Origin of the sequence: Ruminococcus albus 7 = DSM 20455 (assembly GCF_000179635.2) — a bacterium.
Lineage (GTDB): Bacteria > Bacillota > Clostridia > Oscillospirales > Ruminococcaceae > Hominimerdicola > Hominimerdicola alba.
Window position 1 is genome coordinate 43,012 of record NC_014833.1, and the last position, 20,862, is coordinate 63,873.

The following is a 20,862-nucleotide window of genomic DNA, read 5'->3' on the forward strand; positions in this document are numbered from 1 at the left end:
GTAAATAATTACCGCCGCACTCCATTCGGGGTGCGGCGGTTTTTTTATAAATAACGAATTATCGAACGTACTGCAGGATTTACCGGGGAAAACCTTTCTAAAGAAAGGGTGAGAGTAATATACGGTGATGTCTGGTGAAAACAAAAAGGTATGTCAATATACACAATTCGATTTGCATATCGATAGTAAGATTGATTTTTTATAAATAATTTCTTGTTAAATTTAGAAATTAATATATTAATAATTAATCTGACTATTTGGTAAAATAGTTGAATTTAATATTAGAGTATTGACAGCGAATTGTTTTTATTGTATAATTAAAACATAGGTTAGAGTTAACCTAAATAATTAATCAAAAAGGGTGGTTAATATGAACAAAGTACTTAAGAGGATTTCTGCTGTAACACTGTCTCTTGCGGTTATAGGAACTGCTTCTGTGATTCCCGTGAAAAATAGTCCTATGATCAATACAGCTGTTGTTGCAAGCGCTGCAAACTACGACAATGCCTATTGGAATTATACCAGACCAACTGGTGGTAGGCGTGATACCGCAAGTAAGGTTAAGTGGATACAGGCTGCAATTAATTATTATTTCAACTCTAATAAGCTTGATGTAGATGGCAGTTATGGTCCGTTGACTAGTTCAGCAGTAGCTGATTTCCAGAGAAGCTACAATAAATATTATTCCAGGACAACGGGATTTAGCATTGCAGTAGATGGCGACTTTGGTCCTGATACATTTAGGGCATTTGAAGCGCTTAATTATTGATTGTTGAAAGACACATGAAATTATAATTTTTGTTTGGTCGGAAGTCAATATTTGACTTCCGACTTTTCTATTTCCGTACTCTTTCGGTCAAAAAGTGTGTTTAAGGACAGAGTTCAGCTACACCCAAAAACTGTTTGTGCTTTCAAGTTCTTCAATCGGATATATACTCCTTAGTGTTTTCAAAGACTTTCCTCAGTTGCCCCAAAGTTTTTGCGATAAAAACAGTACATAGTCTGTCAGAGCGCCATTTTAATAAGGTGTACAGCAGTCACGATGATGCTTATGCCACATATCACAAGTGCAACTATCATTCCGCGGCGGTTGGACTTGCGTATCTCCTGTTCTTTTGCTTTTTCGATATCGTCGAGAGTTTCACCGTTCATGAATGCCAGTATCTCTCGCTGTGTCTGGATATCGTGTTCGGATTTGATAGCTTCCATTTTGTGGAATGACATGAAAGTAAATACAGCTAGTGCCCCTGCAAGCAGACTGCCTATCACCATACCGACAGTACCGAAGTGTTCATAGATGGGGGTAACAACAGCCATAAGCAGTATCAGTCCGATGACGCCGCACCACTGGGCGCGTTTGAGCGCATATGCATCTTTGTTGTGGATCGTGTTTTTCATAGTTTCAACATCTCCTTTGATAAGTTCATCGAGGGACACGCCGAACAGGTCGCTGAGGATAAGCAGGCTGTGAACATCGGGGTAGTTCTTTTCGTTCTCCCAGTTGGAGATAGTCTGTCGGCTGACGTAAGATTTCTCTGCGAGAGTTTCCTGTGACCAGCCCTTTTCTGTGCGCAGTCTTTTTATGGTCTTGCTGAGTTCCATTCGGGTACCCTCCTTTCTTTGGGTGTGTACTCATCATAGCAGATGTGATCGCAGATTTCTACCAAATGCTCTTGACACAGCGTAAAATCGGGTGACAAAAGTGTTTGACAGGGGTTTATATAACTATATGATATAGTATTACGAGGGATATGTCAAGGGGAAAATATAATTCATGACGAGAGTGAATACTATAATAATAGTATATATAATATTTGTGTTTGTTATAAATTGAAATAACTGGTTGACATGGTATGATTGTCATGGTAAAATTATTTCAGTTATAAATTGTTATACCGGGGTGTATGTAAAGTGCTATTTAAGCCAAAATTTGACAAAATCAAACATGAAAATGATAATTACAACAGAGAAGAAATGATCGAGTTAACCGAAAAAATATTTGGAAACATGATACCTCACAGGATATTAAAGAAAAGAGCAAAAATGTGGTATGCTGCAGATCATCATGTTGATGAGAGGGTACTGGATAAACTATCTCGGTCTCCTTTTGTTGAGGTGCGGGAAAGTGTAGCGGCAAATGCGCATACGTCCGGGAAAACTTTGGAAGTATTACTTTGTGATGCTGACTTTCAAGTCAGAGAAACGGCGAAACGAAGAATAAGCGAAATAGATATGCGGAAATAAAACTAAAGGAGCAAAATATTCTTGTAATAATGCACAAAAAGCAACTGTAAAAACAGCGAAATTTCTACATCTAAAATACGTATAAATTTTCCCAAAACCCTTGCAAAATAGGCAAACGTAGTGTATAATAATACTTGCGTGACTGCACAGTGTATCTTAAATGAGATACACAAATGATATGCGATGAAACGGAAGGTTGCTGACAGTAGGTCAGGTAATTTCCGCGGAGTATGTCCGATTTTAAACCGGGCGACTGTAATACCGAGCACTGTATGTGTTATGCTTCTTGCGAGGGAGCTGTGGGATATCCTGCGCTCTTTTAGCTTAATGCATGACCATGTGCCTGATTTCGGTCCGGGAGCCTGCTTGCAGGTCTCGGGATTTTTTATAAGGATATCAGGGAACACACGGTAGAGTGTAGATTGAGAAAAATATCTCACAGGTACTATGGATAGTCTTACAAGCCTGTCAATTGCACAAGCTGTTGAGCATCTGACAATAATGAGCGATCAACAATTTGTGCAATTGACTGAGGCTTGGCTAAAGACTTGCCCCTAAAACAATTTTTATATTGCTGTAAGGAGGCGATTTAAGTGGCAGTCAATGAGAAGATGAGAATCAAGATCAAGGGCTATGAGCACGCTGTAGTTGACAGCGCAGCTGCAAAGATCGTTGAGGCGGTTAAGCGTTCAGGCGCACAGGTTTCCGGACCTATCCCGCTGCCTACCAACAAAGAGGTAGTAACGATCCTGAGAGCTGTACACAAGTACAAGGACAGCCGTGAGCAGTTCGAGCTGAGAACTCACAAAAGACTCATAGATGTTATCAGACCCACTAAGGAGACGATATCTACTCTTGAGAATCTTGAACTTCCCGCCGGCGTAAACATCGTTATGGAGGTCAAGTAATCTCCAAATGAGACCGACCCATAAGGGTCTCAAAAAACGAGGTTTTAGCAGGTCATGTCGGTGAAACCGACCAATAACCATAAGGAGGAAAAATCATGCAGAAGGGAATCATCGGTAAGAAGATCGGTATGACACAGATCTTCGATGAAGCAGGAAAGATCGTTCCTGTAACAGTTGTTGAAGCAGGTCCCTGCGTAGTTGTTCAGAAGAAGACTGTTGAAAAAGACGGTTATGAGGCTGTACAGCTGGGTTATGGCGAGATCAGAGCCAAGAGAGTAAATAAGCCTCTCCAGGGTCACTTCAAGAAGGCTGACGTTGCAATAAAGAGAACTCTTAAGGAGTTCAGACTGGCTGATATCTCAGCTGTCAACGTTGGCGACATCGTAAAGGCAGACGTATTCGCTGAGGGCGACGTTGTTGATGTCAGCGGCACCAGCAAGGGTCACGGTTTCAGTGGTACTATCAAGCGTCACAACGGCCACAGACTTAAGGAAACTCACGGTACAGGTCCTGTACACAGACATGCAGGTTCCTACGGCGCTTGCTCCGATCCTTCAAGGATCTACAAGGGCAAGAAGATGCCTGGTCAGTACGGTAACGTAAAGGTTACTGTTCAGAATCTGACAGTTGTAAAGGTTGACGCAGAAAATAATCTTATCGCTATCAAGGGCGCTATCCCCGGTCCTAAGAACGGAACAGTGACCATCTGCGACAGCGTTAAGAAGAAGGCTTAGTGGAAGGAGGAGTTAATATGTCAAAAATCGCAGTAGTTGATATGACAGGCAACAAGGTAGCTGACACTGAGCTGAATGATGCTATATTCGGCATCGAGCCTAATAAGGCACTTATGCACGCTATGGTAGTGAATTTCCTGGCTAACCAGAGACAGGGCACACAGTCCACCCTCACCAGAACAGAGGTACAGGGCGGCGGCAGAAAGCCCTGGAGACAGAAGGGTACCGGCCACGCAAGACAGGGCTCCATCAGAGCTCCTCAGTGGGTACACGGCGGTATCGCTCTTGGTCCTAAGCCCAGAGATTACAGCTATTCTCTGAATAAAAAGGAGAAGAGACTGGCTATGAAGTCTGCTTTCTCCACCAAGGTCATCGACAACAACCTGATCGTTGTTAATGAGATCGAGACCAAGGAGTATAAGACCAAGGTTATGGTCGATATGCTCAAGGCAATCGGCGCTCAGGGCAAGGCTCTCATCGTAACTGCTGATGTTGATGCAAAGGTAGTTAAGAGCGCTGCAAACATTCCCGGTGTCAAGACAGCTACCGTAAACACACTGAACGTTTACGATATCCTGAACTACGATAAGTTCATCGTATCTTCGGAGGCTGTAAAGAAGATCGAGGAGGTATACGCTTAATGAAAAATGCTCACGATATTATCATAAAGCCTATCATCACCGAGGACTCTATGGACAGACTCGCTGATAAAAAGTACACCTTCCAGGTTGCCAAGGACGCTAACAAGATCGAGATAGCTAAGGCTATCGAGGAGATCTTCGATGTAAAAGTTGCTAAGGTAAACACCATCAGCGTTAAGGGCAAGGAGAAGAGAATGGGCAGATACACAGGTTTCCGCCCTGACTGGAAAAAGGCTATCGTTACTCTTGAGGGCGAAAAGACCATCGAATTCTTCGACGGTATGTACTAATTTCCCCTGAAACGAACGGCAGGTGAGAACCTGTCGGGAGACTTCGGAAAAGCTCATATTCAAGAGTTCCCGCTGAAATCCGCAAACACCGAGGACCAGGCGGAAAGGCTTTGCGAGGCGGCGAGGACCGCTTTTGATACGACCGCAAAGCGTAGGTATGGAAGGGTGCTTGGCGTAATGCTTTGACCTTTTCGCAAAACCATATTAAGGAGTGAATTATAATGGCAATAAAGACTTACAAGCCCACGACTCCCGGTAGAAGAGGCATGACTGTCATCGACTATTCCGGTCTGTCTAAGGTTGAGCCTTGCAAGTCCCTTCTCGAACCTCTGAAGAAGAATTCGGGAAGAAACAGCTACGGTAGAATCACTGTTCGTCACAGAGGCGGCGGAGTAAGAAGAAAATACCGTGTAATTGATTTTAAGAGAAACAAGCTCGATATGAACGCTACTGTTCAGACCATCGAGTACGATCCTAACAGATCTGCATTCATCGCACTCGTTCAGTACGAGGATGGCGAGAAGAGATACATCATCGCACCTAACGGTCTTGCTGTTGGCGATGTTATCAGAGCAGGCGCTGGTGCTGATATCAAGCCCGGTAACGCTCTGACACTGGCAGATATCCCTGTTGGTACCTTCATCCACAACATTGAGCTGTATCCCGGCAAGGGCGCTCAGCTGGTTCGTTCCGCTGGTAACATGGCTCAGCTGATGGGCAGAGAAGGCGCTTACGCTCTCGTAAGACTTCCTTCAGGCGAAATGAGAAAGATATCTGTTAACTGCATGGCTACAATCGGTCAGGTAGGTAACATCGACCACTCTAACGTAAACATCGGTAAGGCAGGTAGAAAGCGCCACATGGGCTGGAGACCTACCGTAAGAGGTTCCGTAATGAACCCCTGCGATCACCCTCACGGTGGTGGTGAAGGTAAGTCACCTGTTGGTAGACCTTCCCCTGTTACCCCTTGGGGTAAGCCTACTCTGGGTTACAAGACCAGAGCTAAGCACGCTCGTTCCGATAAGTTTATCGTAAAGCGCAGAAACGGCAAGTAACCTGAAAGGAGGACGATGATAAATGGGCAGAAGTGTTAAGAAGGGTCCTTACGTTCAGGAGGCTCTTTATAAGAGAGTAGTTGCAATGAACGAAGCAGGCGAGAAGAAAGTCCTCAAGACATGGAGCAGAGCTTCCACGATCTTCCCTGACTTCGTAGGTCATACATTCGCAGTACACGACGGCAGAAAGCACGTGCCTGTATATGTAACCGAGGATATGGTAGGCCACAAGCTTGGTGAGTTCGCTCCCACAAGGACCTACAAGGGCCACGCAGGCTCCAAGACCTCGAACAACGGTAAGAAATAATTAAGGAGGATCAGACATGGAAGCAAAGGCTATACTGAGAACAGCTCGCATTGCTCCTCGTAAGGTACAGATCGTCCTTGATCTTATCAGAGGTAAGGATTACGAAATAGCAATGGCTACTGTTAAGAATACACCAAAGGCTGCAAGTGAATATCTGGAGAAGCTCCTCAAGTCCGCAGCAGCAAACGCAGAGAACAATCACAACATGGATAAGAACAATCTTTATGTTGCTGAGTGCTACGTTTGCCCCGGACCTATCATGAAGAGGATCATGCCCAGAGCTCAGGGCAGAGCATACAGAATTCTGAAGAGAACATCACACATCACTGTTGTTCTCAAGGAAAAGGATTAAGCTGAAAGAGGAGGTAAACTATGGGCCAGAAAGTTAATCCGCACGGACTCAGAGTCGGTGTGATAAAGAATTGGGATTCCCGCTGGTTTGCAGATAAGAGCACTTTCGGCGACACTCTGGTTGAGGACTACAACATTCGTAAGGATATTATGAAGGACCTCAACAGAAGATCCAAGAACCCCGCTGACAAGTGCGTTTACGCAGGCGTTCCCAAGGTTGAGATCGAGCGTTTTACCGGTAAGGACGGCGCTCAGAAGGTTAGAATACACATTTACTGCGCTAAGCCCGGTATGGTAATCGGTAAGGGCGGCGCTGAGATCGATAAGCTCCGCGAGAGCATCGAGAAGAAGATCGGCAAGAGCGTTGCTATCAACATCGTTGAGGTTAAGAACCCCGACATCAACGCACAGCTGGTCGCTGAGAAGATCGCTCATGACCTGGAGGACAGAATCTCCTTCAGAAGAGCTATGAAGCAGTCTATCGGCAGAGCAATGAAGCTGGGCGCTAAGGGTATCAAGGTAAAGGTAAGCGGTAGACTTGCCGGTGCCGAGATAGCTAGAAGCGAGAGCTACCACGAGGGTACTATCCCGCTGCAGACCATCAGAGCAGACATCGACTACGGTACTGCTGAGGCTCACACAACTTATGGTCGTCTGGGCATCAAGGTATGGATCTACAGAGGCGAAGTTCTCAAGGGTGAGATCGCTGCCAGCGACAGACGCGACGTTTCAGACAAGAACGACAAGAAGCGCAGACCCCGCAGAGATGACAGGTCTAAGGATAACCGCAGAGACTTCAACAAGGCTCGCGGTATGAAAAGAGAAGGAGGTAACGCATAATGCTGCTTCCAAAGAGAGTTAAGTTCAGAAAACAGCACAGAGGTCGTATGACCGGTAAGGCACTGAGAGGAAACAAGGTTTCCTACGGTGATTTCGGTCTTCAGGCTCTTGAGCCCGCATGGATCACCTCTAACCAGATCGAGGCTGCCCGTATCGCTATGACAAGATACATCAAGAGAGGCGGTCAGGTTTGGATCAAGATATTCCCTGACAAGCCTGCAACAAGAAAGCCCCTTGGTACCCGAATGGGTAAAGGTAAGGGCGCTCCCGAGTACTGGGTAGCTGTTGTTAAGCCGGGCAGAGTAATGTTCGAGATAGCAGGTGTTCCCGAGGAGACTGCTAGAGAGGCTATGAGACTCGCTATGCACAAGCTCCCTATCAAGTGTAAGTTTATAGTAAAAGAAACGGGTGGTGAGCAGTAATGAAGGCTAATGAGATCAAGGAAATGACCGCAGACGAGCTTAACACCAAGCTCGCTGAGCTTAAAGAAGAGCTGTTCAATCTTCGTTTCCAGCACGCTGTGAACCAGCTGGAGAATCCCAAGAGACTTCAGGCTGTGAAGAAGGACATTGCTCGTGTTAAGACATTCATTCGTAAGCATGAGTCCGAAGCTCAGTAATAAAGGAGGAGGATCACTGTGAGCGAAAGAAATCTGAGAAAAACCAGAGTCGGTACTGTTGTATCGAATAAGATGGATAAGACTATCGTAGTTGCCATCAAGGATAACGTTCAGCACCCTCTGTATAAGAAGATAATCAAGAAGACTGTTAAGCTGAAGGCACACGACGAAAACAACGAGTGCGGTATCGGCGATACAGTAAAGGTAATGGAGACAAGACCTCTTTCCAAGGATAAGAGATGGAGACTTGTCAACATCATCGAAAAGGCTAAGTAATTTATATATGAGTGCAAGGTACTTTGGCAGAGCGTAAAATCGCTTCTGCCGCGGTACTGAGTCCCAGTGATTTGAAAGGAGGAGCGCTTCAATGGTACAGATGCAGACTTACCTGAAGGTTGCAGATAACTCCGGTGCTAAGGAGCTTATGTGCATCCGTGTTCTCGGCGGTACGAGAAGAAAGTATGCTAACATCGGTGACGTTGTAGTTTGTTCTGTTAAAAAAGCAACACCAGGCGGAGTTGTTAAGAAGGGCGATGTAGTCAAGGCTGTCATCGTTCGTTCAGCAAAGGGTCTGAGAAGAGCGGACGGTACTTATATCCGCTTCGATGAGAACGCTGCTGTAATAATAAAGGAAGATAAGAATCCCAGAGGTACACGTATATTTGGACCTGTGGCTAAGGAACTGAGAGATAAGGATTATATGAAGATCCTGTCCCTGGCTCCCGAAGTTCTGTAATGGAGGTGTCGTTGAAATGAATAAGGTACACGTTAAAACCGGCGACACAGTCGTTATCCTGTCCGGTAAGGACAAGGGCAAGCAGGGTAAGGTACTTCAGGTATCACCCAAGGAAGGCAAAGTCATCGTTGAGGGTCTGAACGTTGCAAGAAAGCACGTAAAGCCCAGAAGCGCACAGCAGCAGGGCGGTATCGTTGATGCTGAGGCTGCAATGTATGCTTCAAAGGTAATGGCTGTTTGCCCTAAGTGCGGCAAGCCTACCAGAGTTGCTCACAAGTTCCTGGAAGATGGAACTAAGGTAAGAGTTTGCAAGAGCTGCGGCGAAGAATTCTAAGAAGGAGGAGTTAAACATGGCTGCAAGACTTAAAGAACAGTATGTTAGCACAGTAGCTCCTGAACTGATGAAGAAATTCGGCTACGCTAACGTAATGCAGATCCCTAAGCTGGATAAGGTAGTTATCAACGTCGGCTGCGGCGCTGATAAGGATAATAAGAAGGTCATCGATGCTATCATGACCGATCTGGCTGCTATCACCGGTCAGAAGCCCATCGTTTGTAAGGCAAAGAAGAGCGTTGCTAACTTCAAGCTGAGAGATGGTCAGGTAATCGGTGTTAAGGTTACACTGAGAGCGGATAAGATGTATGAATTCGTTGACAGACTTTTCAACGTAGCATTCCCCCGCGTAAGAGATTTCAGAGGTATCAACCCCAATTCCTTCGACGGCAGAGGCAACTACTCCACCGGTCTGAAGGAGCAGCTGATCTTCCCTGAGATCGAGTATGATAAGATCGACAAGGTAAGAGGTATGGATATCAACTTTATCACTACCGCAAAGACCGACGAAGAAGGCAAGGAGCTGCTCAGACTCATGGGCGCACCTTTCGCTGAGAAGTAATGAGGAGGATACGATAAATGGCAAAGAAGGCTATGATAAACAAGCAGCAGGCTGCTCCTAAGTATTCCACTCGTGCTTATAACAGATGCAAGATCTGCGGCAGACCCCATGCATATCTGAGAAAGTTCGGCGTATGCCGTATCTGCTTCAGAGAGCTGGCTCATGACGGTCAGATCCCCGGCGTTAAGAAGGCAAGTTGGTAAGAAGGAGGTAGGCACAATGCAGATTACAGATACTATTGCAGATCTGTTAACAAGAATACGCAATGCTAGCACTGCTAAGCATGCGACTGTCGATGTACCTGCATCTAACATGAAGAAGTCTATCACACAGATCCTCGTAGATGAGGGCTATGTAAAGAACTTCACCGTTATAGAAGACGGCAAGCAGGGTATCATCAGGATCACTCTCAAGTATGATGACAATAGAAATTCAGTAATAACAGGGCTGAGAAGAGTTTCAAAGCCCGGTCTGAGGATCTACGCAAGCTGTGAGGATATGCCTAAGGTAATCAAGGGCATGGGTATCGCTATAGTATCCACCTCTAAGGGCGTAATCACCGACAAGAAGGCAAGAGAGCTGAATGTCGGCGGCGAAGTCCTCGCATTTGTATGGTAATAAGGAGGGCTGAGAAATGTCAAGAATAGGATTGAAGCCCATTACTGTTCCCGCAGGTGTAGAGGTAAAGGTTGCTGATGGCAACGTTGTTACAGCTAAGGGTCCCAAGGGCACACTTACAAAAACATTCCACAAGGATATGATAATAAAGGTAGACGGCAGCACAGTAACTGTTGAGCGTCCTTCCGAGGATAAGCTCCACAAGAGTCTGCACGGTCTGACCAGAACACTCGTAAACAACATGGTTGAGGGTGTTTCCAATGGATTCTCTAAGAAGCTCGAGATCGTTGGTGTTGGTTACAGAGCACAGAAGCAGGGCAAGAACCTGGTAATGAACCTGGGCTTCTCTCATCAGGTTATCTTTGAAGAGACTGACACTATCAAGATCGAAGTTCCCGATCCCAACCACATCGTTGTATCGGGCTGCGACAAGCAGGAAGTTGGTCAGTTTGCTTGTGAGATCCGCGAAAAGCGTCCCCCCGAGCCTTACAAGGGTAAAGGTATCCGCTATGAAGGCGAGTACATTATCCGCAAGGAAGGTAAGGCAGGTAAAGGCGCTAAGAAGTAATAAAAGGAGAGAATCACTATGGTTAAAAAGCTTGACAGAGCTAAGGCTAGAATCAAGAGACATCAGAGGATCCGCAACAAGATCAGCGGTACTCCCGAATGCCCTCGCCTCAACGTATTCCGCTCCTCTAAGCATATATATGCACAGATCATCGACGATGTTAACGGCGTAACACTGGCTTCCGCTTCCTCTATGAGCAAGGGCTTTGAGGGCAACGGCGGCAACAAGGAAGGTGCACGCAAGGTCGGCGAGATGATCGCAGAAGCTGCTAAGGCAAAGGGAATTGAAAATGTCGTATTCGACAGAGGCGGTTTCCTTTATCACGGCCGTGTGCAGGAGCTTGCAGACGGTGCCCGTGAAGGCGGACTTAAATTCTAAGGAAGAGGAGGAAATACAATGGCTTTAATAGATGCTTCAAAGATCGAAGAGCTGCAGGAAAAGGTCGTAGCAATAAACAGAGTATCCAAGACTGTTAAGGGCGGCCGTATCATGAAGTTCTCCGCACTTGTAGTAGTTGGCGACGGCAACGGTATCGTTGGCTTCGGCATCGGTAAGTCGGGCGAAGTTCCCGACGCTATCAGAAAGGCTATTCAGGATGCTAAGAAGAACCTGGTAAAGATCTCCCTGAAGGGTACAACCATTCCTCACGAGATCGTAGGTAAGTTCGGCGCAGGCGAGGTTCTCCTCAAGCCCGCCGCTCCCGGTACAGGTATCATCGCAGGCGGCACTGTGAGAGCAGTGGTTGAAGCAGCCGGCATAAGAGATATAAGAGCAAAGTCGCTTCGCTCTAACAATCCTTACAACGCAGTAAGAGCTACAATCAACGGTCTGACCAGCGTAAGAAGCGCTGAGGCGATCGCTGAACTGAGAGGCAAGACTGTTAAGGAAATATTTGAATAAGGAGGATAAACAGTATGGCAAACCTGAAAATTCAGCTGACTAAGAGCCTGAGCGGCAGAAGCGAGAAGCAGATCGCCACTGCAAATTCTCTTGGTCTGAGAAAAATCGGGGATACGACCGAGCAGCCCGACAACGCTTGTACACAGGGCAAGATCAAGCTGGTATCCCACCTTATTAAAGTAACCGAAGCGTAAGCAGGGAGGTGCGACAACATGAAGCTTCACGAATTATCACCTAATCCCGGCGCTGTAAGAGACGTTAAGCGTGTGGGCAGAGGTCACGGTTCAGGAAACGGTAAGACTGCAGGTAAGGGTCACAAGGGCCAGAAGGCAAGATCCGGCGGCAGCATCAGACCCGGCTTCGAGGGTGGTCAGACCGCTCTTGCAAGAAGAATTCCTAAGCGTGGATTCAATAATATATTCGCTACCAAGTATGCGATCATCAATGTTTCCGATCTTGACAAGTTTGTTGACGGTACAGTAGTTGATACTGAGCTGCTCAAGGCATCTGGCATCATCAAGAAGGAAATGGATGGAATAAAGGTTCTCGGAAACGGAGAGCTCACCAAAAACCTTACCGTCAAGGCTGCTAAGTTCTCAGCAGCAGCTAAGGAGAAAATCGAAAAGGCAGGCGGGAAGGCTGAGGTGATGTAATTGTGATAGAGACATTTCGTAATGCCTGGAAGGTCCCGGAATTAAGAAGAAAGCTTCTATTTACATTTTTCATCATCGTTATTTACAGGATAGGCGGAACAGTTCCTGTTCCCTATCTTGATTCGGCTGCACTTAACACTTGGTTTGAAGGCAGCAAAAATTCAGGTGACTTTTTCAGTTACCTGAACGTCCTTTCGGGCGGTAACTTTTCAAAGGCTACACTGATGGCACTGTCCGTTGGTCCTTACATCAACGCACAGATCATCATTCAGCTGCTGACCTACGCACTTCCTCCTCTGGAAAGACTTTCCAAGGAAGGCATGGAAGGCAGAAAGACCCTTAACAAGATCACCAAGTACACAGCACTTGGTATAGCACTGTTCCAGGGCTGGGCTTACTACAGAACACTGATGAACGTTGACGGTCAGCAGATAGTACTGTACACAGGCCACACCTTTGAAAGATACTTCACGGAAGCCATCATTGTTCTCTGCTTCGTGGCAGGCGCTTCGCTGACTATATGGCTGGGCGACAGGATCAATGAAAAGGGTATAGGCAACGGCGTATCCATGTTGCTGTTCGCAGGTATCATCGCAAGAGGTCCTGATGCTGTCATCACCCTCTGCAAGATGATGACTACAGGCGATACAAAGAATATGATACTCGTTCCTATCATCATCGTAGTATTCGTCCTGATGATCGCGTTCATAATCTTTATGAACAACGCTGAAAGAAGAATACCGATACAGTATGCCAAGCGCGTTGTAGGCAGAAAGCAGTACGGCGGTCAGAACACATTCATCCCGATCAAGATCGCGATGAGCGGCGTTCTTCCTATCATCTTTGCTATGAGCTTTATGTCTATCCCTGCAACACTCAAGCTGTTTACCGGCGATCCTAAGCCCGGTACTTTCTACGATGGTCTGCTGAGATGGTTCAATTACACACATCCGTTCTACGCTTGTATGTACTTCGTTCTCATAATCGCGTTCAACTACTTCTATGTAAGTATGTCCTATAACCCGATCGAGATCGCAAACAACCTCAGACAGAACAACGGCGGCGTTCCCGGAATAAGACCCGGTAAGCCTACCAGCGACTACTTCCAGAGGATACTCAGCAAGATAACTCTGGTCGGCGCTGTGTTCCTGGGTATCATTGCTATCTTCCCCATCATCTTTGGTGTTATCACCAAGCTGCCTATCGCAATGGGCGGTACTTCGATACTCATCGTTGTAAGTGTTGCGCTTGAAACAGCAAGAACTATGGAATCTCAGATGATGATGCGTCATCACTCCGGCTTCCTGAAATAATAAAGTCCGATCGAGAAAGGGGTAAGACTAATGAACAATATCATTCTTTTGGGCGCTCCAGGTGCCGGCAAAGGTACTCAGGCAGAGAACATCTGCAAGGAGCTGAACATTCCTACCATTTCCACAGGCAATATGCTCAGAGCTGCTGTTAAGGCAGGTACAGAGTATGGTCTGAAGGCGAAGGCAGCTATGGACGCAGGCGCACTTGTTTCTGACGATATCGTTATAGGTATCCTCAAGGACAGGATCGCTGAGCCTGACGCACAGAATGGCTTCATTCTCGACGGTTTCCCCAGATCTGTTCCTCAGGCTGAGGCTCTGGACGCTATGGGCGTTCAGATCGACAAGGTCATTGAGATAGATGTTGCTGATGAAACCATCCAGCAGAGACTCTCGGGCAGAAGGGTATGCCTCGACTGCGGCGCTACCTACCACGTGGACTTCAAGCCCTCTAAGGTAGAAGGCGTATGCGATGTATGCGGCAAGCCTATCGTTATCCGTAAGGACGACGAGCCCGCAACTGTTAAGAGCAGACTGGAAACATATCATAAAACTACTGAGCCTCTCAAGGGCTACTACGAGAAGCAGGGCAAGCTGACATCCGTAAAGGGCAGAGAGACCGTTGAGGAGACCTCTGCAGCAGTTATGGCTGCTCTCAAGGCTTGATATCTTATATAGAAAGCGTAATATCTGATGATATGTATAAAATCAAATAAAGAAATTGAAAAGATGCGCAAGGCAGGTCAGCTGACCGCAGGCGCATTACAGGCAGCAGGTGAAGCACTAAGACCGGGCATGACTACTCATGAACTGGACAAAGTGGTAGAGAAGTTCATTCTCTCTCACGGTGCTAAGCCGGGATTCAAGGGTTACGGCGGATTTCCCGCTGCAGCCTGCATATCCGTGAATGACGAAGTTATCCACGGTATCCCCGGCGGCAGGAAGATCATGGAAGGCGATATAGTTTCTGTAGATACAGGAGCTTTCGTGGACGGATATCATGGTGATTCCTGCAAGACTTTTGCCTGCGGCAAGATCTCAGACGACGTACAGGCACTTCTTGATTCCACCGAGCAAAGTCTTTATGAGGCTATCAAAATGGTAAAGCCCGGCGTAAGGATAGGCGACATCGGTGCCGCTATACAGAAGTACAACGAGGACAGAGGTTTTTCAGTCGTCAGAGAATACTGCGGACATGGGTTGGGAAGAGATCTCCACGAAGATCCCGAGGTCCCCAACTACGGAAAAGCAGGTCATGGCGTAAGACTCCAGGCAGGTATGGTCATCTGTATCGAACCTATGATAAATATGGGTACTGCAGGTATAAAGGTCATGCCGGACGGCTGGACAGTCAAGACACTGGACGGAAAATGGTCCGCACATTTTGAGCACACTATCGCTGTTACACAGGACGGCTGCGTGATACTCAGCAAGCTGTGATGACAGAAAGTGTAATACAGGTCGGTTCACTGGTTTGGGCGCTTGCAGGCCGTGAGAAAGGCTCCTGCTTTGTTGCAGTGGGAGTAGACGGCGGCTTTGTGTACCTTGCGGATGGCAGACACCGAAAAGTCGGCAATCCGAAGAAGAAAAACATAAAGCACATTTCACCTGCTGATGCTCAGGTATATACGGGTGATCTGACTGACAAGAAGTTAAGACGGCTGATCTTTCGGTACCTGACCCATACCGATCGGCAGCAGACAAGACCTTTGAGTGGGGAGGTTTTTTAATGTCGAAAGAAGATGTACTTGAAGTTGAGGGAACAGTCGTTGAGGCACTGCCTAACGCGACATTCCAAGTTGAACTCACAAACGGTCATAAAATTCTTGCTCATATTTCGGGTAAGCTGCGTATGAACTACATTCGTATCGTGCCCGGTGATAAGGTCACAGTCGAGATGTCGCCTTATGACTTGACAAAGGGAAGAATAACCTGGAGAGCTAAGTAAGCAAAGCGGTTGCTGCAACGGCTTTCCCTTATACGTATGAGAGCCGAGAGGCTCGGATAATCGAAGGAGGTATTTCAATGAAAGTAAGACCTTCAGTTAAGCCTATCTGCGAAAAGTGCAAGATCATCAAGAGGAAAGGCAAGATCATGGTTATCTGCCAGAACCCCAAGCACAAGCAGCGTCAGGGCTAACAAACCAATAATGGAGGTGCAGCTAAATAATGGCTCGTATTGCTGGTATAGACCTGCCCAGAGATAAGAGGATCGAAGTCGCTCTTACCTACGTTTACGGCATTGGTCAGAAGACTGCTACTAAGATCATCAAGGAAACAGGCGTTGATCCTGACGTAAGAGTAAAGGATATGTCTGAGGATGACGTAGCTAAGCTTCGTGAATATATTGATCACAATCTTACAGTTGAGGGCGATCTGAGAAGAACAGTTGCTCTGAACATCAAGAGACTTACAGAGATCGGTTGCTACAGAGGCCTTCGTCACAGAAAGGGTCTGCCTGTTAGAGGACAGAGAACCAAGACGAATGCAAGAACTCGTAAGGGTCCTGTTAAGACCATCGCTAACAAGAAGAAGTAAGGGAGGGTATGAAGCATGGCTCAGGCTAAGAAGAAGACGACAGTTCGTCGCCGTCGTGAAAGAAAGAACATTGAACAGGGACAGGTTCATATCCAGTCCACATTCAACAACACCATCGTTACCATCACCGATATGCAGGGCAACGCAATTTCTTGGGCATCCGCAGGCGGACTCGGTTTCAGAGGCTCCAAGAAGTCTACTCCCTTCGCTGCTCAGACAGCCGCAGAGACTGCTGCAAGAGCTGCTAAGGAGCACGGTCTGAAGGTCGTTGAGGTATTCGTAAAGGGACCCGGCGCAGGCAGAGAAGCTGCTATCAGAGCGCTGCAGTCCGAGGAGCTGGAAGTAAGACTTATCAAGGACGTTACTCCTATCCCTCACAACGGCTGCCGTCCCCCCAAGAGAAGAAGAGTGTAATCATAAGTCATTTGAGTTTGCAGTTTAACTCAAAGTCGGGTAAAGCAGCATAGACGTAAGACTTGAAGCCCGATATCAATTTAGAAAACGGAGGTCATTAAAATGGCAGTAAACAGAGAACCAATACTCAAGAGATGTAAGTATCTTGGCATCAGCCCCATGGTTATGGGCGTTGCTAAGGAGACTAAGCGTGACCCCAACGCTAACAAGCGTAAGAAGGTTTCCGAGTACGGCCTTCAGCTGAAGGAAAAGCAGAAGCTGAGATTCATCTACGGCGTACTGGAGAAGCAGTTCCATCACTATTTTGAGATCGCTCAGAAGATGGAAGGTCAGGCAGGTACCAATCTGCTGACAATACTCGAGTCCAGACTCGACAGTGTTGTATTCAGAATGGGTCTGTCCATGACAAGACGTGAGGCTAGACAGCTGGTTGTACACGGTCACTTCCTCGTAAATGGCAAGAGAGTTGATATCCCCTCTTACAGGATCAAGGCAGGCGACGTTATCTCCCTGAAGGAGAACAGCAAGAAGAGCCCCAAGTTCAAGCAGATCATCGAGACTACTGCCGGCAGAGTAGTTCCTACTTGGCTCGATATGGACAAGGAGAACCAGACTGCAAAGGTAGTTCGTATGCCTGTTAAGGAAGACCTTGATTACGAGATCGAGGAACACCTGATCGTAGAGCTGTATTCCAAGTAATATGTGTAAGGTTCTCGGAGCGCTGTACCTTTTTTGGGTACAGCTCCGCAGAAGCTGCATAATATCTGGAACTTTCGGACACATTACAATTCATGTTTGAATACAGGAGGGTTACTAATGCTTGAAAAGATAGAAAAGCCAAAGATCGAAACGCCTGAGCTCAAAAGCAACGGAACATACGGCAAGTTTATTCTCGAGCCTCTGGAGCGCGGCTATGGTATAACTCTCGGAAACAGTCTGAGACGTGTACTGCTCTCCTCTTTACCCGGTGTAGCTGTTACTTCTGTGAAGATCGACGGTGTACACCACGAACTCTCAACAATCCCCGGTGTTAAGGAAGATGTTACTGAGATCATCCTTAACCTCAAGGGCCTGACTGCAAAGCTTTACGGTGAGGGTCCCAAGACTATCTACATTGAAGCTGAAGGCGAATGCGTAGTTACCGCAGGCGACATCAAGGCTGATTCTGAAGTAGATATCCTTGTTCCCGATATGCACATCGCAACCCTGGGCGCCGGTGCAAAGCTGTATATGGAGATCACTATCGACCGCGGCAGAGGCTATGTTTCTGCTGAAAAGAATAAGTCTCTCATGCAGAACGCACCCATCGGCATTATTGCCGTAGACAGTATTTATTCGCCGGTATTAAAGGTAAACTACACAGTAGATAATACCCGTGTAGGTCACATTACCGACTTTGACAAGCTCACGCTGGAGGTATGGACTGACGGTACTATATCTGCCAAGGAAGCTGTATCAATGGCAGCCAAACTCCTCAACGAGCATCTGAATCCATTCGTTGATCTCTCCGAAGAGACTAACGTTGTGGAGCTTATTGTTGAAAAGGATGATCAGGGCAAAGAAAAGATCCTTGAGATGACCATTGAGGAACTTGACTTATCCGTGCGTTCATTCAATTGTCTGAAGCGCGCAGGCATCAACACAGTTAACGATTTGATCGAAAAGTCAGCAGAAGAAATGATGAAGGTACGTAACCTCGGTAAGAAGTCATTCGACGAGGTTCGCGAGAAGCTTCATTCTTTGGGCTACGAGCTCAATTCTGAGGAAGATAATTAATGTAAGGAGTGAAAATCTATGCCAGGCACAAGAAAGCTGGGAAGGACCAGTGACCAGAGAAAAGCAATGCTGAGAGCTATGGTTACTTTCCTTCTGGAAAACGGTAAGATTGAAACAACTGTAACCAGAGCTAAGGAAGTTGCTGCTATGACCGAGAAGATGATCACACTCGGTAAGTCCAGCGAACTCCATTCCAAGAGACAGGTATTCGCTTATGTAACTAAGGAAGCTGTCGCTAAGAAGCTCTTTGATGAGATAGCACCTAAGTACGCAGACCGTAAGGGTGGTTATACCAAGATCATCAAGATCGGACCCCGCCGCGGTGACGCTGCTGAAATGGCTATCATACAGCTGGTTTAATATACTAATTATAAGGACCGTACCTTCGGGTGCGGTCCTTTTTGCGTATATACTAAAGGCAGGCAGACGCGTAAACTCACGTAATGTGAGATGCGTGTCCGCCTGCCTTTATTGTATATGGGGGTGCTTGTATGATATAGTATCAGGCAGATACCGCTGCACGGAATTTCAGACATATCTTATCTGTTATCAGTGCTATGAACTCGCTGTTCGTCGGCTTGCCCTTGCCTGTATTTATAGTGTATCCGAAAAAGCTGTTGAGAGTATCTATATCCCCTCTGTCCCATGCGATCTCTATTGCATGACGTATAGCTCGCTCAACACGGGAGGGTGTTGTTGAAAACTTTTTTGCCACCGCAGGATACAGCAGCTTTGTAACACTTTCAAGCATCTCCTTGTCGTTTACAGAGCATATTATTGCTTCACGAAGATAGTGATACCCTTTGATATGCGCCGGTACACCGATCTGGTGAATGATATCCGTTACGATTATCTCCAGGTTTGCTGGATGAAAGTATCCTGTGCTCGGAGGATATATCCGTGTCGATATCCAGCATGGCTTTGATACGCTCACCAAGTACCTTAACATCAAAGGGCTTCAGCATAAAGTATGATGCCCCTGCATTCATTACCTGATTCTCTATGAAGCTGTTCTCATAAGAGCTTGTTACTATATAACGGGGTTTCTTATCAAGCTTCTCAGACCTTCGTATAAGCTCTATGGCATCTATCCCGGGCATTACAGCATCTACGATGACTACATCGGGAAGCTCGTTCTTTACCGCGTCAAATATCACCATGCCGTCTTTCTGGCGTGTTATTACAAAAAATCCCGAATTTCTCAGGTTTGCGGCACAGAATACTCCGTACTGAGCAGAATCATCACCTATAAGTATCTTGATCTTGTTGTTCATTATGTTTCCTCCGTAGCTGAAAAATGTTCTTGACTTTTCCCGGGCAGTCAGCTTTTGTTTGCATAATTATCTTAACACAATTAAACTTAAAATGCAATAGCTTTTTATTAAAATCGCCATAAAAATTTCGATAGAATTAGACAGTATGCACTATAAATCAACATAAAATATTGCTATTCTGAATATTTACCCTCTTTTCCGACGCCATTCTGCAAATGCCGTATCTTAACGATATCATTCGCTGTTTCACTATATTATCCAAGCTAAAATTACATCATCAGTCACCTGATGACAAATCCCGACATAGCCCCAACAGAATATGACCGGTACGTATATAGAGTATTTATGAACACTACTGGAGGAAACCTTTCTGAAGAAAGGTTATCCTCCAGACCTCCTTCCAAAGACTTCTATTTCTATTTGGCAGGGGCAGCTATACTTTTATAGTACAGCAAAAGGCAGACATTCTCTGTTCTTTGAGAGAATATCTGCCCCTGCCAAATAGAGTTAAAAGTTTTGGGAAGGGAGTTTGAGGGATAACCCTTTTTCAAAAGGGTTTCCCTCAATAATGATCACAAACGTTCTATATACGTACCGGCCATAGGCGTGTTTGGGCTTTTGGGTGGGTTTACTTTTGGTTTGAGATATGGTATAATATAAGGGACATAATATTTAGTGAAAGGCATGGAAAGAAATGGAAAGTACAGAAAAAAAGGATATATTTGACCGAATAATGGGCTGGGGTTTTCTGAAGACCTTTGAACCTTTTTATAAAAAGAACAAGGAGGTACTTTTGTACCTGTTTTTCGGTGTGATGACAACAGTAGTCAGCTTTATCACGGCGGGTATAGCGAAGCTTCTGCTTGAAAAACTCGGGGCAGGACAAAGCACTGTGATAAACGTAAGCACGGTGTTTTCTTGGATATGTTCAGTGACCTTTGCGTACATCACAAACAGGATATGGGTGTTTGAATCTACCGCACACGGGACTTCGGCTATACTGAAGGAGGGCGCATCATTCTACGGCGGAAGATTGTTCACTATGTTCGTTGAGATGCTTATAATGAACATCGGCGTAAAGCGGTTAGGTGCAAACTACTGGATCACGAAAATAATTGCAAATGTTATAATCATAATCCTCAACTATGTGATCAGTAAATTGTTTGTATTCAAAAAACAGGAATAGCC

36 protein-coding genes and 1 pseudogene are annotated in these 20,862 nt (G+C 46.1%); 35 read left to right on the forward strand and 2 right to left on the reverse strand.

Annotated elements, in window-relative coordinates; all coding sequences use genetic code 11:
- The first annotated feature begins 370 nt into the window (after positions 1 to 370).
- Positions 371 to 769 carry a peptidoglycan-binding domain-containing protein gene (locus tag RUMAL_RS00175; protein ID WP_013496797.1) on the forward strand — a complete coding sequence of 133 codons (399 nt, stop codon included), beginning with the start codon at positions 371 to 373 and terminating at the stop codon, positions 767 to 769.
- A gap of 236 nt (positions 770 to 1,005) precedes the next feature.
- Here the strand turns inward: RUMAL_RS00175 and RUMAL_RS00180 are convergent, their stop codons facing one another.
- Positions 1,006 to 1,602 carry a helix-turn-helix domain-containing protein gene (locus RUMAL_RS00180; RefSeq protein ID WP_013496798.1) on the reverse strand — a complete coding sequence of 199 codons (597 nt, stop codon included), beginning with the start codon at positions 1,600 to 1,602 and terminating at the stop codon, positions 1,006 to 1,008.
- Between the two features lie 309 nt (positions 1,603 to 1,911).
- Here RUMAL_RS00180 and RUMAL_RS00185 point away from each other — a divergent pair, with 309 nt between their 5' ends.
- From RUMAL_RS00185 to rplQ, 33 genes are all read left to right on the forward strand, one after another.
- Positions 1,912 to 2,244 (forward strand): hypothetical protein, encoded by a 333-nt coding sequence (locus RUMAL_RS00185; protein WP_028504504.1) that lies wholly within the window; start codon positions 1,912 to 1,914, stop codon positions 2,242 to 2,244.
- A gap of 593 nt (positions 2,245 to 2,837) precedes the next feature.
- A complete protein-coding gene (gene rpsJ, locus RUMAL_RS00190; RefSeq protein WP_013496799.1) occupies positions 2,838 to 3,152 on the forward strand; it encodes a 30S ribosomal protein S10 in 315 nt (104 codons plus the stop codon).
- Between the two features lie 95 nt (positions 3,153 to 3,247).
- Complete coding sequence (rplC, locus tag RUMAL_RS00195; RefSeq protein ID WP_013496800.1) at positions 3,248 to 3,886, forward strand: 50S ribosomal protein L3; 639 nt, start codon at positions 3,248 to 3,250, stop codon at positions 3,884 to 3,886.
- A 17-nt stretch (positions 3,887 to 3,903) separates the two neighbouring features.
- Positions 3,904 to 4,527 (forward strand): 50S ribosomal protein L4, encoded by a 624-nt coding sequence (gene rplD, locus RUMAL_RS00200; protein WP_013496801.1) that lies wholly within the window; start codon positions 3,904 to 3,906, stop codon positions 4,525 to 4,527.
- Positions 4,527 to 4,817, forward strand: coding sequence for a 50S ribosomal protein L23 (rplW, locus tag RUMAL_RS00205; protein ID WP_013496802.1), 291 nt, complete (start codon positions 4,527 to 4,529; stop codon positions 4,815 to 4,817). Before rplD ends, rplW begins: the two co-directional genes overlap by 1 nt.
- A gap of 221 nt (positions 4,818 to 5,038) precedes the next feature.
- Positions 5,039 to 5,872 (forward strand): 50S ribosomal protein L2, encoded by an 834-nt coding sequence (gene rplB, locus RUMAL_RS00210; protein WP_013496803.1) that lies wholly within the window; start codon positions 5,039 to 5,041, stop codon positions 5,870 to 5,872.
- Positions 5,873 to 5,894: 22 nt separating this feature from the next.
- On the forward strand, positions 5,895 to 6,179 hold the full coding sequence (gene rpsS, locus RUMAL_RS00215; RefSeq protein ID WP_002847829.1) for a 30S ribosomal protein S19: 285 nt from the start codon (positions 5,895 to 5,897) through the stop codon (positions 6,177 to 6,179).
- Positions 6,180 to 6,195: 16 nt separating this feature from the next.
- Positions 6,196 to 6,531, forward strand: a complete 336-nt coding sequence (gene rplV, locus RUMAL_RS00220; RefSeq protein ID WP_013496804.1) for a 50S ribosomal protein L22 — start codon at positions 6,196 to 6,198, stop codon at positions 6,529 to 6,531.
- A 20-nt stretch (positions 6,532 to 6,551) separates the two neighbouring features.
- Positions 6,552 to 7,370 (forward strand): 30S ribosomal protein S3, encoded by an 819-nt coding sequence (gene rpsC / locus RUMAL_RS00225; RefSeq protein WP_013496805.1) that lies wholly within the window; start codon positions 6,552 to 6,554, stop codon positions 7,368 to 7,370.
- On the forward strand, positions 7,370 to 7,792 hold the full coding sequence (gene rplP, locus RUMAL_RS00230; protein WP_013496806.1) for a 50S ribosomal protein L16: 423 nt from the start codon (positions 7,370 to 7,372) through the stop codon (positions 7,790 to 7,792). The genes rpsC and rplP overlap by 1 nt, the downstream gene beginning before the upstream one ends.
- Positions 7,792 to 7,989, forward strand: coding sequence for a 50S ribosomal protein L29 (gene rpmC / locus RUMAL_RS00235; RefSeq protein WP_002847971.1), 198 nt, complete (start codon positions 7,792 to 7,794; stop codon positions 7,987 to 7,989). The genes rplP and rpmC overlap by 1 nt, the downstream gene beginning before the upstream one ends.
- A gap of 18 nt (positions 7,990 to 8,007) precedes the next feature.
- Complete coding sequence (rpsQ, locus tag RUMAL_RS00240) at positions 8,008 to 8,265, forward strand: 30S ribosomal protein S17 (protein WP_013496807.1); 258 nt, start codon at positions 8,008 to 8,010, stop codon at positions 8,263 to 8,265.
- Between the two features lie 91 nt (positions 8,266 to 8,356).
- Positions 8,357 to 8,725 carry a 50S ribosomal protein L14 gene (gene rplN, locus RUMAL_RS00245; protein WP_002847897.1) on the forward strand — a complete coding sequence of 123 codons (369 nt, stop codon included), beginning with the start codon at positions 8,357 to 8,359 and terminating at the stop codon, positions 8,723 to 8,725.
- Positions 8,726 to 8,741: 16 nt separating this feature from the next.
- On the forward strand, positions 8,742 to 9,059 hold the full coding sequence (rplX, locus tag RUMAL_RS00250; protein WP_013496808.1) for a 50S ribosomal protein L24: 318 nt from the start codon (positions 8,742 to 8,744) through the stop codon (positions 9,057 to 9,059).
- A gap of 16 nt (positions 9,060 to 9,075) precedes the next feature.
- Entirely contained in the window at positions 9,076 to 9,621 is a 546-nt protein-coding gene (rplE, locus tag RUMAL_RS00255) for a 50S ribosomal protein L5 (RefSeq protein WP_013496809.1), read from the forward strand.
- Between the two features lie 17 nt (positions 9,622 to 9,638).
- Positions 9,639 to 9,824: a type Z 30S ribosomal protein S14 gene (locus tag RUMAL_RS00260; protein WP_002847856.1), complete on the forward strand. Its 186-nt coding sequence runs from the start codon at positions 9,639 to 9,641 to the stop codon at positions 9,822 to 9,824.
- A gap of 16 nt (positions 9,825 to 9,840) precedes the next feature.
- A complete protein-coding gene (gene rpsH / locus RUMAL_RS00265) occupies positions 9,841 to 10,239 on the forward strand; it encodes a 30S ribosomal protein S8 (protein ID WP_013496810.1) in 399 nt (132 codons plus the stop codon).
- A 16-nt stretch (positions 10,240 to 10,255) separates the two neighbouring features.
- Entirely contained in the window at positions 10,256 to 10,807 is a 552-nt protein-coding gene (gene rplF / locus RUMAL_RS00270; protein WP_013496811.1) for a 50S ribosomal protein L6, read from the forward strand.
- Positions 10,808 to 10,825: 18 nt separating this feature from the next.
- Complete coding sequence (gene rplR, locus RUMAL_RS00275) at positions 10,826 to 11,185, forward strand: 50S ribosomal protein L18 (protein ID WP_002847813.1); 360 nt, start codon at positions 10,826 to 10,828, stop codon at positions 11,183 to 11,185.
- A gap of 18 nt (positions 11,186 to 11,203) precedes the next feature.
- Positions 11,204 to 11,707 (forward strand): 30S ribosomal protein S5, encoded by a 504-nt coding sequence (gene rpsE, locus RUMAL_RS00280; RefSeq protein ID WP_013496812.1) that lies wholly within the window; start codon positions 11,204 to 11,206, stop codon positions 11,705 to 11,707.
- Positions 11,708 to 11,721: 14 nt separating this feature from the next.
- A complete protein-coding gene (rpmD, locus tag RUMAL_RS00285; protein WP_013496813.1) occupies positions 11,722 to 11,901 on the forward strand; it encodes a 50S ribosomal protein L30 in 180 nt (59 codons plus the stop codon).
- A gap of 18 nt (positions 11,902 to 11,919) precedes the next feature.
- Positions 11,920 to 12,360 carry a 50S ribosomal protein L15 gene (gene rplO, locus RUMAL_RS00290; protein WP_013496814.1) on the forward strand — a complete coding sequence of 147 codons (441 nt, stop codon included), beginning with the start codon at positions 11,920 to 11,922 and terminating at the stop codon, positions 12,358 to 12,360.
- 2 nt (positions 12,361 to 12,362) lie between these two features.
- Complete coding sequence (gene secY, locus RUMAL_RS00295; RefSeq protein WP_013496815.1) at positions 12,363 to 13,673, forward strand: preprotein translocase subunit SecY; 1,311 nt, start codon at positions 12,363 to 12,365, stop codon at positions 13,671 to 13,673.
- Positions 13,674 to 13,703: 30 nt separating this feature from the next.
- Positions 13,704 to 14,339 (forward strand): adenylate kinase, encoded by a 636-nt coding sequence (locus RUMAL_RS00300; protein WP_013496816.1) that lies wholly within the window; start codon positions 13,704 to 13,706, stop codon positions 14,337 to 14,339.
- Between the two features lie 27 nt (positions 14,340 to 14,366).
- Positions 14,367 to 15,113, forward strand: a complete 747-nt coding sequence (gene map / locus RUMAL_RS00305; RefSeq protein ID WP_013496817.1) for a type I methionyl aminopeptidase — start codon at positions 14,367 to 14,369, stop codon at positions 15,111 to 15,113.
- Positions 15,113 to 15,403, forward strand: a complete 291-nt coding sequence (locus tag RUMAL_RS00310; protein WP_013496818.1) for a KOW domain-containing RNA-binding protein — start codon at positions 15,113 to 15,115, stop codon at positions 15,401 to 15,403. Before map ends, RUMAL_RS00310 begins: the two co-directional genes overlap by 1 nt.
- Positions 15,403 to 15,621, forward strand: a complete 219-nt coding sequence (infA, locus tag RUMAL_RS00315; protein WP_013496819.1) for a translation initiation factor IF-1 — start codon at positions 15,403 to 15,405, stop codon at positions 15,619 to 15,621. The genes RUMAL_RS00310 and infA overlap by 1 nt, the downstream gene beginning before the upstream one ends.
- 77 nt (positions 15,622 to 15,698) lie before the next feature.
- The gene (gene rpmJ, locus RUMAL_RS00320) at positions 15,699 to 15,812 is read left to right on the forward strand and encodes a 50S ribosomal protein L36 (RefSeq protein WP_002847757.1); all 114 of its coding nucleotides are present in this window, start codon (positions 15,699 to 15,701) and stop codon (positions 15,810 to 15,812) included.
- A gap of 29 nt (positions 15,813 to 15,841) precedes the next feature.
- Positions 15,842 to 16,210, forward strand: coding sequence for a 30S ribosomal protein S13 (rpsM, locus tag RUMAL_RS00325; protein WP_013496820.1), 369 nt, complete (start codon positions 15,842 to 15,844; stop codon positions 16,208 to 16,210).
- Positions 16,211 to 16,225: 15 nt separating this feature from the next.
- A complete protein-coding gene (gene rpsK / locus RUMAL_RS00330) occupies positions 16,226 to 16,624 on the forward strand; it encodes a 30S ribosomal protein S11 (protein WP_002847929.1) in 399 nt (132 codons plus the stop codon).
- A gap of 102 nt (positions 16,625 to 16,726) precedes the next feature.
- Positions 16,727 to 17,323, forward strand: coding sequence for a 30S ribosomal protein S4 (gene rpsD, locus RUMAL_RS00335; protein WP_013496821.1), 597 nt, complete (start codon positions 16,727 to 16,729; stop codon positions 17,321 to 17,323).
- Between the two features lie 117 nt (positions 17,324 to 17,440).
- Positions 17,441 to 18,400 carry a DNA-directed RNA polymerase subunit alpha gene (locus tag RUMAL_RS00340; protein ID WP_013496822.1) on the forward strand — a complete coding sequence of 320 codons (960 nt, stop codon included), beginning with the start codon at positions 17,441 to 17,443 and terminating at the stop codon, positions 18,398 to 18,400.
- A gap of 18 nt (positions 18,401 to 18,418) precedes the next feature.
- Positions 18,419 to 18,760 carry a 50S ribosomal protein L17 gene (gene rplQ, locus RUMAL_RS00345; protein ID WP_013496823.1) on the forward strand — a complete coding sequence of 114 codons (342 nt, stop codon included), beginning with the start codon at positions 18,419 to 18,421 and terminating at the stop codon, positions 18,758 to 18,760.
- Between the two features lie 142 nt (positions 18,761 to 18,902).
- Here the strand turns inward: rplQ and spo0A are convergent.
- Positions 18,903 to 19,674 (reverse strand): annotated as a pseudogene (gene spo0A / locus RUMAL_RS23010) (sporulation transcription factor Spo0A).
- Positions 19,675 to 20,368: 694 nt separating this feature from the next.
- On the opposite strand from spo0A, the gene RUMAL_RS00355 reads away from it, so the two are divergent.
- The gene (locus tag RUMAL_RS00355; protein ID WP_013496824.1) at positions 20,369 to 20,860 is read left to right on the forward strand and encodes a GtrA family protein; all 492 of its coding nucleotides are present in this window, start codon (positions 20,369 to 20,371) and stop codon (positions 20,858 to 20,860) included.
- Positions 20,861 to 20,862 lie beyond the last annotated feature (2 nt).

Excerpts from the sequence above, each read along its gene's own strand:
- RUMAL_RS00175 (WP_013496797.1), top strand. The coding sequence starts at position 371 with ATGAACAAAGTACTTAAGAGGATTTCTGCTGTAACACTGTCTCTTGCG.
- RUMAL_RS00180 (WP_013496798.1), bottom strand. The coding sequence starts at position 1,602 with ATGGAACTCAGCAAGACCATAAAAAGACTGCGCACAGAAAAGGGCTGG.
- rplC (WP_013496800.1), top strand. The coding sequence starts at position 3,248 with ATGCAGAAGGGAATCATCGGTAAGAAGATCGGTATGACACAGATCTTC.
- rplD (WP_013496801.1), top strand. The coding sequence starts at position 3,904 with ATGTCAAAAATCGCAGTAGTTGATATGACAGGCAACAAGGTAGCTGAC.
- rplW (WP_013496802.1), top strand. The coding sequence starts at position 4,527 with ATGAAAAATGCTCACGATATTATCATAAAGCCTATCATCACCGAGGAC.
- rplB (WP_013496803.1), top strand. The coding sequence starts at position 5,039 with ATGGCAATAAAGACTTACAAGCCCACGACTCCCGGTAGAAGAGGCATG.
- rpsS (WP_002847829.1), top strand. The coding sequence starts at position 5,895 with ATGGGCAGAAGTGTTAAGAAGGGTCCTTACGTTCAGGAGGCTCTTTAT.
- rplV (WP_013496804.1), top strand. The coding sequence starts at position 6,196 with ATGGAAGCAAAGGCTATACTGAGAACAGCTCGCATTGCTCCTCGTAAG.
- rpsC (WP_013496805.1), top strand. The coding sequence starts at position 6,552 with ATGGGCCAGAAAGTTAATCCGCACGGACTCAGAGTCGGTGTGATAAAG.
- rplP (WP_013496806.1), top strand. The coding sequence starts at position 7,370 with ATGCTGCTTCCAAAGAGAGTTAAGTTCAGAAAACAGCACAGAGGTCGT.
- rpmC (WP_002847971.1), top strand. The coding sequence starts at position 7,792 with ATGAAGGCTAATGAGATCAAGGAAATGACCGCAGACGAGCTTAACACC.
- rplN (WP_002847897.1), top strand. The coding sequence starts at position 8,357 with ATGGTACAGATGCAGACTTACCTGAAGGTTGCAGATAACTCCGGTGCT.
- rplX (WP_013496808.1), top strand. The coding sequence starts at position 8,742 with ATGAATAAGGTACACGTTAAAACCGGCGACACAGTCGTTATCCTGTCC.
- rplE (WP_013496809.1), top strand. The coding sequence starts at position 9,076 with ATGGCTGCAAGACTTAAAGAACAGTATGTTAGCACAGTAGCTCCTGAA.
- RUMAL_RS00260 (WP_002847856.1), top strand. The coding sequence starts at position 9,639 with ATGGCAAAGAAGGCTATGATAAACAAGCAGCAGGCTGCTCCTAAGTAT.
- rpsH (WP_013496810.1), top strand. The coding sequence starts at position 9,841 with ATGCAGATTACAGATACTATTGCAGATCTGTTAACAAGAATACGCAAT.
- rplF (WP_013496811.1), top strand. The coding sequence starts at position 10,256 with ATGTCAAGAATAGGATTGAAGCCCATTACTGTTCCCGCAGGTGTAGAG.
- rplR (WP_002847813.1), top strand. The coding sequence starts at position 10,826 with ATGGTTAAAAAGCTTGACAGAGCTAAGGCTAGAATCAAGAGACATCAG.
- rpsE (WP_013496812.1), top strand. The coding sequence starts at position 11,204 with ATGGCTTTAATAGATGCTTCAAAGATCGAAGAGCTGCAGGAAAAGGTC.
- rpmD (WP_013496813.1), top strand. The coding sequence starts at position 11,722 with ATGGCAAACCTGAAAATTCAGCTGACTAAGAGCCTGAGCGGCAGAAGC.
- rplO (WP_013496814.1), top strand. The coding sequence starts at position 11,920 with ATGAAGCTTCACGAATTATCACCTAATCCCGGCGCTGTAAGAGACGTT.
- RUMAL_RS00300 (WP_013496816.1), top strand. The coding sequence starts at position 13,704 with ATGAACAATATCATTCTTTTGGGCGCTCCAGGTGCCGGCAAAGGTACT.
- map (WP_013496817.1), top strand. The coding sequence starts at position 14,367 with ATGATATGTATAAAATCAAATAAAGAAATTGAAAAGATGCGCAAGGCA.
- RUMAL_RS00310 (WP_013496818.1), top strand. The coding sequence starts at position 15,113 with ATGACAGAAAGTGTAATACAGGTCGGTTCACTGGTTTGGGCGCTTGCA.
- infA (WP_013496819.1), top strand. The coding sequence starts at position 15,403 with ATGTCGAAAGAAGATGTACTTGAAGTTGAGGGAACAGTCGTTGAGGCA.
- rpmJ (WP_002847757.1), top strand. The coding sequence starts at position 15,699 with ATGAAAGTAAGACCTTCAGTTAAGCCTATCTGCGAAAAGTGCAAGATC.
- rpsM (WP_013496820.1), top strand. The coding sequence starts at position 15,842 with ATGGCTCGTATTGCTGGTATAGACCTGCCCAGAGATAAGAGGATCGAA.
- rpsK (WP_002847929.1), top strand. The coding sequence starts at position 16,226 with ATGGCTCAGGCTAAGAAGAAGACGACAGTTCGTCGCCGTCGTGAAAGA.
- rpsD (WP_013496821.1), top strand. The coding sequence starts at position 16,727 with ATGGCAGTAAACAGAGAACCAATACTCAAGAGATGTAAGTATCTTGGC.
- RUMAL_RS00340 (WP_013496822.1), top strand. The coding sequence starts at position 17,441 with ATGCTTGAAAAGATAGAAAAGCCAAAGATCGAAACGCCTGAGCTCAAA.
- rplQ (WP_013496823.1), top strand. The coding sequence starts at position 18,419 with ATGCCAGGCACAAGAAAGCTGGGAAGGACCAGTGACCAGAGAAAAGCA.
- RUMAL_RS00355 (WP_013496824.1), top strand. The coding sequence starts at position 20,369 with ATGGAAAGTACAGAAAAAAAGGATATATTTGACCGAATAATGGGCTGG.